This is a genomic window from Edaphobacter sp., from assembly GCF_035763405.1.
Classification (GTDB): Bacteria; Acidobacteriota; Terriglobia; order Terriglobales; family Acidobacteriaceae; genus Edaphobacter.
Map to the genome: position 1 here is coordinate 54,126 of NZ_DASUBE010000067.1, position 12,578 is coordinate 66,703.

At 57.2% G+C, this 12,578-nt stretch carries 11 protein-coding genes, 1 tRNA gene and 1 pseudogene; 5 read left to right on the forward strand and 8 right to left on the reverse strand.

The genetic code is table 11. The features are described 5' to 3' along the window. Nucleotides 1-225: 225 nt before the first annotated feature. Nucleotides 226-648 (forward strand): annotated as a pseudogene (locus VFU66_RS15760) (tyrosine-type recombinase/integrase); the annotation flags it as partial. A gap of 7 nt (nucleotides 649-655) precedes the next feature. Here VFU66_RS15760 and VFU66_RS06890 read toward each other — a convergent pair. The 5 genes from VFU66_RS06890 to gnd all read right to left on the reverse strand — a co-directional run bounded on the left by VFU66_RS06890 (nucleotide 656) and on the right by gnd (nucleotide 2,592). Next, nucleotides 656-730 (reverse strand) — tRNA-Asn (locus VFU66_RS06890). Between the two features lie 37 nt (nucleotides 731-767). Continuing rightward, nucleotides 768-971, reverse strand: a complete 204-nt coding sequence (locus VFU66_RS06895; protein WP_326445507.1) for a hypothetical protein — start codon at nucleotides 969-971, stop codon at nucleotides 768-770. A gap of 123 nt (nucleotides 972-1,094) precedes the next feature. Further along, nucleotides 1,095-1,208, reverse strand: coding sequence for a hypothetical protein (locus tag VFU66_RS15765; RefSeq protein WP_414649389.1), 114 nt, complete (start codon nucleotides 1,206-1,208; stop codon nucleotides 1,095-1,097). Further along, nucleotides 1,205-1,564 carry a hypothetical protein gene (locus VFU66_RS06900; protein ID WP_326445508.1) on the reverse strand — a complete coding sequence of 120 codons (360 nt, stop codon included), beginning with the start codon at nucleotides 1,562-1,564 and terminating at the stop codon, nucleotides 1,205-1,207. Before VFU66_RS06900 ends, VFU66_RS15765 begins: the two co-directional genes overlap by 4 nt. Beyond that, the gene (gene gnd, locus VFU66_RS06905; protein WP_326445509.1) at nucleotides 1,564-2,592 is read right to left on the reverse strand and encodes a phosphogluconate dehydrogenase (NAD(+)-dependent, decarboxylating); all 1,029 of its coding nucleotides are present in this window, start codon (nucleotides 2,590-2,592) and stop codon (nucleotides 1,564-1,566) included. Before gnd ends, VFU66_RS06900 begins: the two co-directional genes overlap by 1 nt. 690 nt (nucleotides 2,593-3,282) lie before the next feature. On the opposite strand from gnd, the gene VFU66_RS06910 reads away from it, so the two are divergent. The 4 genes from VFU66_RS06910 to glgP all read left to right on the forward strand — a co-directional run bounded on the left by VFU66_RS06910 (nucleotide 3,283) and on the right by glgP (nucleotide 9,493). Next, nucleotides 3,283-5,637, forward strand: a complete 2,355-nt coding sequence (locus tag VFU66_RS06910; RefSeq protein WP_326445510.1) for a glycosyltransferase family 4 protein — start codon at nucleotides 3,283-3,285, stop codon at nucleotides 5,635-5,637. 5 nt (nucleotides 5,638-5,642) lie between these two features. Further along, nucleotides 5,643-6,662: a glycoside hydrolase family 130 protein gene (locus VFU66_RS06915; protein WP_326445516.1), complete on the forward strand. Its 1,020-nt coding sequence runs from the start codon at nucleotides 5,643-5,645 to the stop codon at nucleotides 6,660-6,662. Between the two features lie 83 nt (nucleotides 6,663-6,745). Beyond that, nucleotides 6,746-6,880: a phosphoketolase family protein gene (locus VFU66_RS06920; protein ID WP_326445517.1), complete on the forward strand. Its 135-nt coding sequence runs from the start codon at nucleotides 6,746-6,748 to the stop codon at nucleotides 6,878-6,880. A gap of 96 nt (nucleotides 6,881-6,976) precedes the next feature. After that, a complete protein-coding gene (glgP, locus tag VFU66_RS06925; RefSeq protein WP_326445511.1) occupies nucleotides 6,977-9,493 on the forward strand; it encodes an alpha-glucan family phosphorylase in 2,517 nt (838 codons plus the stop codon). Between the two features lie 285 nt (nucleotides 9,494-9,778). Here glgP and VFU66_RS06930 read toward each other — a convergent pair whose 3' ends face one another. The 3 genes from VFU66_RS06930 to VFU66_RS06940 all read right to left on the reverse strand — a co-directional run bounded on the left by VFU66_RS06930 (nucleotide 9,779) and on the right by VFU66_RS06940 (nucleotide 12,331). Continuing rightward, nucleotides 9,779-10,780, reverse strand: a complete 1,002-nt coding sequence (locus VFU66_RS06930) for an acyl-CoA desaturase (RefSeq protein WP_326445512.1) — start codon at nucleotides 10,778-10,780, stop codon at nucleotides 9,779-9,781. 111 nt (nucleotides 10,781-10,891) lie between these two features. Then, a complete protein-coding gene (locus VFU66_RS06935; protein WP_326445513.1) occupies nucleotides 10,892-11,740 on the reverse strand; it encodes a LolA family protein in 849 nt (282 codons plus the stop codon). A gap of 378 nt (nucleotides 11,741-12,118) precedes the next feature. Then, nucleotides 12,119-12,331 carry a hypothetical protein gene (locus VFU66_RS06940; protein ID WP_326445514.1) on the reverse strand — a complete coding sequence of 71 codons (213 nt, stop codon included), beginning with the start codon at nucleotides 12,329-12,331 and terminating at the stop codon, nucleotides 12,119-12,121. Nucleotides 12,332-12,578: the final 247 nt, after the last annotated feature.

Here is a 12,578-nt window from a genome sequence, read left to right on the forward strand (position 1 = left end):
GTTCCGTTCGTGACTTTGGCAATCGGAACAGGGGCCAGGTTCGGAGTCATCCGGACCTGCAATGGGGGAGTGTCGATTTCGAGAATCGCTGCTTACGTTGGGGCAAGGACAAGCCGGCATCCGGCACAGGTCAGATCGTGCCTCTAAACCAGCGTGCAATGGCTGCTCTAGGCTTCTGGGCGGGTCACTTCCCCGACCGCAGGCCCTCAGCACTATGTTTTCCCCTCGGAGCGTTATGGGACCGCTGGCGACGTATTTTCGCCCAAGGCTTACCACACCGACCAACCAAGCCAATCGACAGCATCAAGGAAGCATGGGAAGCGGCGGGCTGGCAAGATTCTCAAAGAAAACTCAAAGGCGAAAGACTCTGATGAAACGATCAAGCCACTTCCCTGCCGTTTTCACGATCTGCGACACACAGCAGTCTCCCGAATGTTGAATGCTGGCGTTCCGATGGCCAAGGTAGCGAAGATCGTGGGATCGAGTACCGCGACGATGGTTCGTATGGCATCGCGTTACGGTCACTTCACATTGGATGAGTTGCGGAGAGCGATGGAAAGCATCAGTAGCGCCGGAATTCCAGCGCAGTCCCCCATAAATTCCCGGTATCGGATGCTGCTTCTGTGGAGAGTCGCCCAAACTAGTTGAAGAAAATTGGCTCCTGAGGTAGGACTCGAACCTACAACCCTTCGGTTAACAGCCGAATGCTCTGCCATTGAGCTACTCAGGATCGCCTAAAACGGAGCCCGTCGGACGACGCGCTGCGGTTAACTATTTATAGCAAAGACGGTTGCATCGGTCAATTTAACCGCTGAAAACAAGCGGCTTTCAGACTTGCCGCCTGCATTCATGTTCATCGCTTCATTCTTCTTCCCTCCCGGTCGATTGCTATCGGTATGCTCTCGATAATGATCGGTTTTGAAAAAACCGCGGTGGCAAATTTCACTACGATTTTGGCGGGCCTTTCGCATGCCGATGAGCACCCGGCAAGTCAGACCATGGGGCTTTCGGCAAAGGCGGGTTGCCTGCGCCTGCGGTCAGAAGTGCCAGCCAAGTGGCGACGCGGGTGAGTTGGTGTGGTCCGTTTTGATCCGTCAGTTATCCCACCGGCCGAGTTCGCGCGCGGAGGACAGGTCACGTCCGAATTGCTTCTCGACGATAACGCGCGTGTTCTGGGCAGGGTTCGCTTTACTGAGTCCCTGGATCACTGTCTCGAAGAGCGAGGGCGAAATAGCCAGGTGTGCGCCGAATGGCGGGCGCTGCGCAACTCCTTCTGAATCGCCGTGAACGTAGCCGGGGCTTTGTAATCGCCGCTCACATACCTGAATAAGGCCAGGAGAGAGTGAAGGGCTTGCTTGTCGTCGATTCCGCCCGATCGCTCGATACTGTCGGTCACTCGTTTGTGTAAACGCTCGAGACTCCATTTCAGGAGGGCGACACCGATGACTGGCTCCCTGGGTGTGCCTTGTCTCGCCATGGCATCAAGAGCTGGGAAGGTCATCTTATGGGCGAGATCGTCCGTCACCCCGAAGAGAACCAGCGCGTCCGATTGGGATCGAGCCATCAGGCACTCCCCTTGGCGGCTGCCTTTTCCTCGTGGCCGCCGAACTGATAGCGAAGGGCAGACAAGAGCTTGTCGGCGAAGTCGTCCTCGCCACGCGAGCTGAAACGTTCGTAGAGCGCGGCACTAAGGACGGGTGCCGGCACGGACTCGTCGATGGCTGCTCTGATGGTCCAGCGGCCTTCGCCGGAATCCGATACGCGGCCCGCAAACTTGGCGAGATCCGGGCTATCGAGGAGCGAGATGGCGGCCAGATCGAGGAGCCACGAGGCGATGACGCTGCCGCGACGCCAGACCTCGGTGATATCGCCCAAGTTCAGATCGTAGACGTAGTATTCAGGATCACGCAGCGGCGCGGTCTCGGCGTCGACCTCACTCTTCTGCTTGCCGGCGTTGGCATGGCGCAGGATATTCAAGCCTTCCGCGTAGGAAGCCATCATTCCGTACTCGATGCCGTTGTGAACCATCTTGACGAAGTGTCCGGCGCCGTTGGGGCCACAGTGCAAATAGCCATGTTCGGCGGTACCACCGACCTTCTCTCGGCCCGGCGTGCGCGGGGCTTCTTCGATTCCCGGCGCCAGCGCTGCGAAGATCGGTTCGAGGCCTCGAACGATAGCTTCATCCCCGCCAATTATCAGGCAGTAGCCTCGCGCCGATCCCCAGACCCCGCCGCTGGTACCGACATCCACATAGTGAATGCGGTTCGGTTTCAGCTCGGCGGCGCGACGGATGTCATCGTGATAATAGGAATTGCCGCCGTCGATGACGATGTCTTCAGGATCGAGGAGCGGGATGAGAGTCTTCAAGGTTGGATCGACCGCAGCCGCGGGCACCATCATCCAAACAGCACGAGGCTTTTTCAACTTCCCGGTAAATTCCTCGAGCGAAGTCGACCCGGCCGCGCCTTCTTTCGCGAGCGCCTGCACGACTTCCTGCTTGGTGTCGTAAACGACACAATGATGGCCGGCCTTCTGAAGCCGACGCACCATATTGGTTCCCATCCTGCCCAGTCCGATCATGCCCAGTTCCATGGAGTTCCTTCCCATTCGTTCTGCTATTCAATCGCTCGCAATTTCTCCACTCGACGTTGAAGACAGCCGGAACTGCTCGTGTGCAGGGCGCATCTCGCTTTTGCACTCGTAAGATCTCCATTTCGTTGAGCGATCTCCTTCCTTTGAGAAGAGGATTTGCGCGAAGAGCCTGCCTATCACGCTGAACCGTCGCCCATACTCCAATGGAATATATCCTGCATTCGCACGCTCCAACAGCATCGCAACAACCCGAGCGAGAATCTGGTTTGTTTTGCTCATCTCTAATCTGCAGACAGCACGTACTGACGGCTGACAGCCAGACCCCATTGCCTCCCGGGTGCTGTCAGTCAATGTCCCTGGAGAGCCGTAGTTACGGCCGTCTCATGCGCCAGCCTTTTACCTCTGCTGAGCAATACTGACCATCCTCCACGCTTTATTCCGCCGATACTAGTTGGAGGAGTCCCGATAAACGGCAGCGATCGAGCTGATTCCAGCACTCCAAGTGCGGCTCAGGAGAACTTCGATGCTCAGTATGATTCCCGTCTCGGATCATCTTGCTGGAAAGTATCCAAGCGCAGATTTGCCCGACCAAATGTGGTGAACTTCGGCGCTGACATCCCAAGGCAAGAAACTCATCGTGAACGCACAATACGCCGGTGATGAAAACAACGTGCATGAAGGTGGGAATCTATGACTCTCTCGGAAATACCTCATAACAACGGGTTCGAAAGCCTCTCCTCTGTGGGAAGTCACTCGCTGCCGTTGCCAACGCGCATCGCCTTTATCGGCAACCACTTGCCCAGGCAATGCGGCATAGCCACATTCACGACCGACTTAAGCGCCGCGATCGTAGCGGAATATGGCAACGACCGTCTCTTCACGATCGCGGTCAACGATCCGGAATCGAGCTACCAATATCCCGAACAAGTGCGGCTCGAGCTTGCCCAGGAGGAATACGCCTCTTATGTACGGGCCGCTGAATTTCTCAACTTCAATGGAAACGACCTGGTCTGCGTGCAGCACGAGTACGGTATCTTCGGAGGGGTTGCGGGCAGCCACATCCTGGCGCTGCTTCGCAAATTGAAAATGCCGGTAGTGACGACGCTTCACACCGTTCTGCGCGAGCCGGATGTCAACCAGCGTGCGGTGCTCGACGAGATTGCACGCCTTTCCGATCGCTTGATTGTGATGAGCGAGCATGCCGTGAATCTTCTACAGGACGTGTATGGGGTGCCACGCGAAAAGATCGACCTGATTCCCCATGGCGTGCCGGACATTACCTTCATGGACCCCAATTATTTCAAGGACCTATTCGGGGCCGAGGGGAAGTCGGTCCTCCTTACATTCGGCTTATTGTCGCCGAATAAAGGGATTGAAAACATGATCCGCGCGCTGCCGGCGATCCTGGCAAGACATCCGAACCTGGTATACATCGTTTCGGGAGCGACCCATCCGCACATCAGGCGGCGGGAAGGAGAGCGGTACAGGGAAGAGTTACAGGCCATTGCCCTCGAACTGGGCGTTGCCGCCCAAGTCATCTTCAACAACCGTTTCGTGAGCTCGGAGGAGTTGATCGAACAGATCGGAGCTGCGGACCTCTACATCACTCCCTATCGCCACGAAGCCCAGGTTGTCTCCGGCACGCTCGCGATCGCGCTCGGTGCGGGGAAGGCGATTATTTCGACACCTTATTGGCATGCTAAAGAGCTCCTTGCCGATGGGCGCGGCATCCTCGTTCCATTCGACGACCCTGGTTCGATCGCAGATGCCGCGATCAGGTTATTGGATAATGACGCCGAGCGGCACGCGATGCGAAAGCGCGCTTACCTATATTCACGCGGCACGACGTGGCAAAAAATAGCGCAGGCTTATATGGCGAGCTTCCAGCGCGCGCGCACCGAGCGAATGTTACGACCGCGGGCCGTCTCGGAAGACGTCTTCACAACAGCAGAGATAGATCGTTTGCCGCAACTCGACACATCTCACTTGTCGAACATGACAGACGAGACCGGCATATTGCAGCACTCCATATTTTCCGTGCCTAACACTCTCGAAGGCTACACAACCGACGACAACGCGCGCGCGCTCATTGTGACAACGTTACTGAGCAAGTCGGCTTCATTCCACGGTCAGGAGCAGGCGGCATTGTCTCGCCGGTATCTATCTTTTCTGTGGTTCGCCTTTCACGAGAAGACAGGCCGGTTTAGAAACTTCCTTAGCTACAATCGCGAATGGCAAGAAGAATCTGGCTCCGAAGACAGCCACGGTCGCGCCTTGTGGGCGCTGGGAACAGTATGTTGCCATTCGGAAGGTTCTGGCCTGAGAGGCGCTGCGGGCAGGCTCTTTGAGGCCGCAATTCCAGCGGCTCTCGCCTTCACCAGTCCTCGTGCATGGGCGTTCTCTGTCTTGGGCACACAGGTCTACCTGGACTGCTTTCCCGGGGATCGTGTGATCCAGGGGACACGCAACCTGCTCGCGAATCGACTGCTGGATATCTACGAACGAACTCATTCGGAACACTGGCAATGGTTTGAGAAGGATCTCGCCTACTCAAACGCGAGGTTATCGCAGGCGCTCCTGATCGCGGGGTCGGAAGGCGGCAACCGGAAGATGGTCGAGGCTGGCCTTGAATCTCTCCGCTGGCTTGTGTCCGAACAACACGGTGCCGATCGCGAGGTTTTCGCTCCGATAGGATCAAGGGGATTTTTCGCGGAGGGTGGCGAAAAAGCCCGCTTCGATCAGCAGCCAATCGAAGCGAGCGCCACCATTTCCGCCTGCCTTCAGGCCTATCGGATAACGGACGAGAAGCAATGGCTGGAAGAGGCTTGGTGCGCTTTTCGCTGGTTTCTCGGTCGGAACGATCTGCGGATCCCGCTTTACGATCCAACCACTGGAGGTTGTAGGGACGGACTTCATCCGGACCGCGTGAATGAAAACCAGGGAGCGGAGTCAACGCTCGCGTTCCTGATGGCTCTCCTCGAAATGCAAGGTATAGAAACATTAACCGCAGAGAACCTGGACCAGGAAATGAGTCTCTCACTTTGAATCCAATGACCCCTTCGCCCGCATTCCCTGAGCAGCTCACCCATGAGCAATCCGACTTGCTGGTGCGCGCAGGTGCTCCCTTGTTTACCCGGTATGCTGGCAATCCGATCCTGAGCCGAAAGGATTGGCCCTATTCGATTAATAGTGTCTTCAATGCTGGGGCCACACGACTTGCCGATGGAGATACCTTGTTGCTTTGCCGCGTGGAAGACCGGACGGGGCTCTCGCACCTGTGTGCGGCTCGTTCTGCGAATGGCATCGATGGATGGCGCATTGACTCCCCGCCAACGTTGATGGCAAATCCCCGCGAGTATCCCGAGGAGATCTGGGGCATCGAGGATCCGCGAATCACCTACGTCCCGGAGCTCGTGCAATATGCGATTGCTTACACCTCATTCGCGCGGGGCGGGCCTGGAGTCTCATTGGCAATGACCAGGGATTTCAAGAGCTTCGAGCGCTATGGCGTGATCATGACGCCGGAAGACAAGGATGCGGCCTTGCTGCCGAGGAAACTTGAAGGTCGCTGGGCTCTGATTCATCGGCCGATGACAGCGCTGGGTGCTCACATCTGGATTTCGTACTCGCCCGATCTGCGGCATTGGGGCAGTCACAAGGTGATGCTTGCGGCACGGCGCGGTGGATGGTGGGACGCGAACAAGATCGGGCTCTGCTCTCCGCCGATCGAAACGGCGAAAGGCTGGCTGGTGCTTTATCACGGCGTTCGGCAGACAGCGGCTGGCGGCATCTACCGCCTGGGCCTGGCATTGTTCGACCTCGACGAGCCGGCTGTCTGCCTGAAGCGGGGTGACTCCTGGATCTTCGGCCCGGAAGCTCCATACGAACGAAAAGGAGACGTTAATAATGTCGTATTTCCCTGCGGTCAAACCATAGGTGCGGACGGAGATACAATTCATCTCTATTACGGAGCAGCCGACGAATGCATCGCGATGGCGACTGGCAGCATCCGCACACTGCTCGCATGGCTGGATGCGAATTCCGGCACCGGTTGTGAAAGCGGATTGTAGCGACGTGTTCTCACGCGGTCCTGCCGTATCTGAGTTCGCGAGGCCAAGCGTGCGCGAGAATCCGAGCATCTCAATATCCTTATATCCTTGAAGCCTGGATACGCAGTTACAAGCCTGAAGAGCTGTCCGACGAGAACGGCAAGTTCATTGAGGAATCGACAGAGCTTGCGCCTGTCAGCAATCTCCGCAGGGGTGGCAACCCGCATGTGGACGGCTGACTTCAGCGAGCCCGCCGCTCCACCGTCACTGGCCAAGGGGCATCCTCGCGCGACTTGTTTACCAATAGCTAGAGGAAAGCAGGTTGGAGGGACACCTTGAGCGATCCAAATGCATTCACCATTTGGCCGAAGATCGAAGGGATCGACGCACTCGCTGAGTTGGCGCTCAATCTGCGCTGGTCCTGGAACCATGCCGCAGACGAACTATGGGAAGATCTCGATTCCGAACTCTGGGAAGCCACACGAAATCCCTGGGTGATTTTGCGGACGGTTTCAAAAGACAAGATCAAATCCCTGCTAGGACAACCACAGTTTCGTAAGCGTGTCGACGATTTGTTGCGGCAGAACCGAGAATCCTTCCGGGTAGATGCGTGGTTCCAGAAGAAGCACCCAGAGGCCGCGCTCACATCCGTCGTCTATTTCAGCATGGAATTCATGCTGAGCGAAGCGTTGCCGATCTATTCTGGCGGACTCGGCAACGTAGCGGGCGACCAGATGAAAGCAGCCAGCGATCTGGGAGTTCCCGTCACAGGAGTCGGTTTGCTCTGGGGCCAGGGATATTTTCGCCAGGACTTCGACTCGGAAGGCAGGCAGCGCGCGCTTTACCCGGTCAACGATCCCGGCCAGTTGCCCATCTGGCCGCTCCGTCGCGCGAACGGCGAATGGCTGCGGTTCCAGATTCAACTGCCCGGATCGAAGATCTGGCTGCGTTGCTGGGAAGTGGTTGTTGGAAGAACGAAGCTCTATCTGCTCGACACCAACGATTTCTCGAACTCCGCTGCCCACCGCGGGATTACCAGCGAGCTCTATAGCGGCGACGCCGAGATGCGACTGAAGCAGGAGATCGTTCTTGGTATCGGCGGCTGGCGCTTGATGCGAGCGCTGGGCATGCAACCTGAGGTATGCCATCTCAATGAAGGTCATGCGGCCTTTGCTGTGCTCGAACGAGCGCGCTGCTACATGGAAGACAACAAAAAGCCGTTTGATCTGGCGCTCAATGTCACACGCGCCGGAAATGTCTTTACGACGCATACGGCGGTTACGGCCGGATTCGATCGTTTCGATCCCGAGCTCGTCCGCAAGTATCTCAGCCATTATGCGCAGGAAGAACTCGGCATCTCGCTTGAGGACCTGCTTGCGTTGGGACGAGAGGACCCTGAAAACGCTTCGGAACCTTTCAATATGGCGTGGCTCGCGGTCAGGGGTAGCGGGCAGATCAATGGCGTCAGCAAGCTGCATGGGCAGGTGAGCCGGCGTATCTTCCAGTCGCTCTTCCCGCGATGGCCTGAGCGGGAAGTTCCAATTGGCTCGGTAACCAATGGCATCCATGTGCCGACCTGGGATTCCGCGGAAGCGGATGCTCTCTGGACTTCAGCCTGCGGCAAAAATCGCTGGCGCGAGGATCATCCCGCCGAAGATGATATCCGAAGGCTCACCGACGAACAGTTGTGGAAGATGCGTACTGCGGAGCGAAAGACATTGGTCGGCCGCGTGCGAGAGCGATACGCGCGGCAGCTTGCCGCGGAAGGCGGAAGTCCTTCGGATGCCGGCAGCGTTCTCGACGAGAACGTGCTGACTCTCGGCTTTGCGCGGCGCTTCGCTACCTACAAGCGTCCCAATCTTCTTTTACACAATCCCGAGCGGCTGGTTCGTCTGCTTTCCGATCAACAGCGTCCGGTGCAATTGATCCTTGCCGGGAAAGCGCATCCTCAGGATCTGCCGGGGCAGGCACTGATCCAGCGGTGGAATGACTTCCTCAAGCGCCCGGAAATCCGTGGCCGTGCTGTCTTCCTCAGCGATTACGACATGCTGCTGGCTCAGGAGCTCGTCCAGGGCATCGATCTCTGGGTCAATACGCCGCGGCGTCCGTGGGAGGCCTGTGGAACGAGCGGGATGAAGATCCTCGTCAACGGCGGCCTCAATCTTTCCGAACTCGATGGTTGGTGGGCGGAGGCGTATTCTCCCGACCTCGGCTGGGCCCTCGGCGACGGCATGGAGCATGGCGAGGACCCGGCGTGGGATGCTCAGGAAGCCGACACCTTATATACGCTGCTGGAGCGCGAGGTCATCCCGCAGTTTTATGAACGGGAGGAGAAGGGCATGCCCTCGAAGTGGCTGCGACGTATCCGCGAGAGCATGACGCAGCTCACTCCTGAATTTTCGGCTACCCGGGCTATCCGCGAATATACGGAGGATCACTATCTTCCTGCCGCCTCTGGGTATCGTGAACGTGCAGCCAAGGACAGCGCGCTTGGCATTAACGTGCTCACATGGCAACAGGACATCGCCCGGCATTGGAGCACTGCGCGCTTCGGAGGCCTGAGTATAGAGACGCACGAGGGCAGACATGCTTTTCGCGTAGAGGTTTTTCAGGGCGACCTCAAGCCCAATCAATTCAAGGTTGAACTCTACGCCGAACCCTTAGAGGAAGGCGGACCTGAGCTCGAGGTCATGACGGCGTGCAAGACTTGCCCGGCTCCCGCCGCGGCACTTATCTATTCTGCCGAGGTACCCGCAACCCGCCCCGCAGTTGACTACACTCCGCGCATCGTCCCCCACCATGCGAGCGCCTCGGTACCGCTCGAAGCCCGGCAGATACTATGGCAACGCTGATGGACAACCTTCATTTAGCGCCAGTCGAGCCAAATGGTTATTCGACACCGGCAATATACGTCAGCAACCCCTACCCTCTCGGTTCGATCGTAACTTCCGCACGGACAAACTTCTGTGTCTTTTCCGCCAACGCTACGGGCATGAAGATCGTCTGGTACCGGCCATGCTGATTACAGTTCGCCTGATGGATCCATCGGACGGAGCTTCTTACTCTGGTCGATATCTGGAAGCCAATCCCGGTCGCTCCACACTGTCTCTATAGGCCACGCCGTCCTGCAAAATGGATCACTCGAAAGGCTCGAGATTGGGTTGCTTCAGCGGGATATATGCCTCCCTCAGCGTCAGGAGCGCGCGGGACCCACTCTTGTCCAGATCCGCCGCGCCTCCAGGCCAACGATGTTCTTCTTCATTGCGAGCAACAAGTCTTGGCGGAGCTGTTATTGCGCTTCCCGTGTCAGGTCTACGCTTCCACGTCTTTACGTCCCACGCCAGGTGAAGCATCCGGAGCGCGGAGATTCCATACCAGTTGAAATCGAGCTCGTACCAGGCCAAGCCGTGGCGGGCGGCTTGCGGATGAGCATGGTGGTTATTGTGCCAACCCTCGCCAAAGGTCAGCATTGCCACCCAGAAGCTGTTTTTGGAAGTATCGCCGGTAGGAAACCTTTGTCTCCCCCACATGTGAGTAGCGGAGTTCACCAGCCAGGTTGAATGCAGACCAATGACCGTGCGAAAGAAGATGCCCCACAACAGATATGGCCATCCGCCGGCAACGAAAAGGATCGCACCGAGCGCGGTCATAGGGATCCAGTGCCAGCGGCTGATCCAGACGTGGAATTGGTCTTTCCGAAGTTCGGGAACGTAAGGCAGAAGATCTGCCGCATCGTTGTGCATCGTCTGGCCCGTCAGAATCCAACCCATGTGGGCCCAGAGGCCACCGTCGCGCGGAGAATGCGGGTCTCCCTCCTTGTCCGTGTTCTGGTGATGCATACGATGGATTGCGACCCAGAAGATCGGACCGCCTTCCAGCGCCAGCGTGCCGCATACAGTCAGAACATATTCCACCCACTTCGGGGTCTTGTAGCCTCGATGCGTCAGCAGTCGATGATACCCCACACCGATGCCAAGGCCGCCGGCGACCCACCACAGCACCACCGCAACCAGGAATGCCTGCCAACTGAAGAAGAACAACGCAGCCAGGGCGCCGAGGTGAAACAACACCATGAAGAGGGTAGTGATCCCCACGAGGGGCTGTGTGAACGTCTTGTCATGCTGGAAGTGTCCTGGCATCCGCATATCGTTGCCCTCTGGTGAATTGGATGTCGAGAATATTTGGGAAGCCTCAAGCGCTGCGTAACACTTGTGTAATCGACGAGCAATGCTTTCATCTCCTCACTTGCACTACTCCGACGCAGGGACGGTTCCGGCTTGCAAAGTGGGTTGAGGCCTGGCCAAGCCGCTTACCTCGCTCGCGTCCGTAATCTCGTAGTTGTCATAGTCGATAGTCAAGTCGGCACGCCCCCCAAGCCGAATCGCCGTGACACTGTGGTTGCGTGCGGGAAGCCAGAAGTCGCTCACCTTCGTGTACACCTCGACGATGTTTGCCTTCTTGGTCCAGAAGGATGGATTCTCCGCAGGCTCCGCCTCCAGGCGCACAACGGCGAAGTCTCCCGCATCGACCCAGATACGGCCGCGGTACAGAAACTTGTCTTTTCTCCTTGGCTCCACTTCGAGCACATAAGCCGCGCCGGAGAACCCGTTTTCCTCCCCAATCAGGGTGAACCGATAGTTGGCGTCCGTCAGTTCGGAGCGCAGTTTAGTATTCGGACTGGACTCTTCTTTTTCTGCCTCCAACAGCTTCTTGAACACCCGGTCGATGATCAGTTTGGAGCCGGTCGCGGACTTAATAACGAATTCTTTCTTTCCGGGTAAGATGTACTTCATCTTGACGACCATCTCCGCGTTTCGAGCGCCCGCAAATCCCTCATACTTCGCCCGATAAGTTCGGGTTCCCTCGTATGCCTGAAGCGCCTCGACACGATGACGATTCATCTGCACGAGATTGTGTACCACCTGCTCCGCGGTGAGCGGAGCAGTGTTCGCAACGGGCGCGGCCGGGATCGCCTGCGAACCCAGAGGCTGAGGCAGCATTGCCAGGACCACGAAGAACAGCACGAGGAGTTTGGCACGGCAGTGGAGAATGCTCGTGACGTGCGTTGCTGTCCGAGGACCTGTTCCGTGCCATTTCATGGCGAAGCCTTCGCCGCGGTCGCTTGCCGCAAAGCTTTGACGTAACCAGTATTCGAGTTACGACGTTTCAATACTGGTCACATTTGACCACTGTGATGAACAACCAGATTGTTCCGGCCTTCGCAGTTGCCTACTCTGAAGTGAGTTACTTCATGAACTGATTCTGGAAGATGGGCCTGATCGACTGCAACCGCAACGGTTTAGTGACGTAGTCATCGGCGCCCGTATCAAGAGAGCAGACTTTCTCGGATTCTTCGCCTCGAACCGAGACAACGTCGCCATGCTGCAAAGGTTTACGACACCGCCGAGGCTAAGGCTAAAGCCACGCTCGCCGTCTCGCTGACGGCAGAAACTGCTCGTTATAAGCGCAGAGCCAACTCATGCGCGACTGAGCGCCTTGCCTGAATGGCGCACGATTGCTGGTTCGCCGGGGTGATGATCAGTTTCACGCACAGTGTACATTGTGTTATCTGCGTTGGTGCCGATCTCGGACACACCGGTGACCGTGCCATGGCCGATGGCACTACGGTAATGCCATGACACTTTCGTGCCAACAGGGATTGTCTTGAACGTCTTTCGTGTAACAGTCATCTCATCTCTCCCTCGATGTTGATGTATTCTCACCTTCCAGCCAACTACCACCGCATGCACGGCTCGATCGCCAAGCATCGATCATTTCGACACGAATTCAAGAGTTACAAGCGACCTCCGATCGGTTTGTGGCGTGAAGTCGCGGTTTGTGACCGCCTGCGATGATGATCCGATCCGACGCTATATCAGTTCTGGTCAAAAGTGCACACAACGCGACGCCGATTTTGCGAGCCGCCTCTAGCGTTTT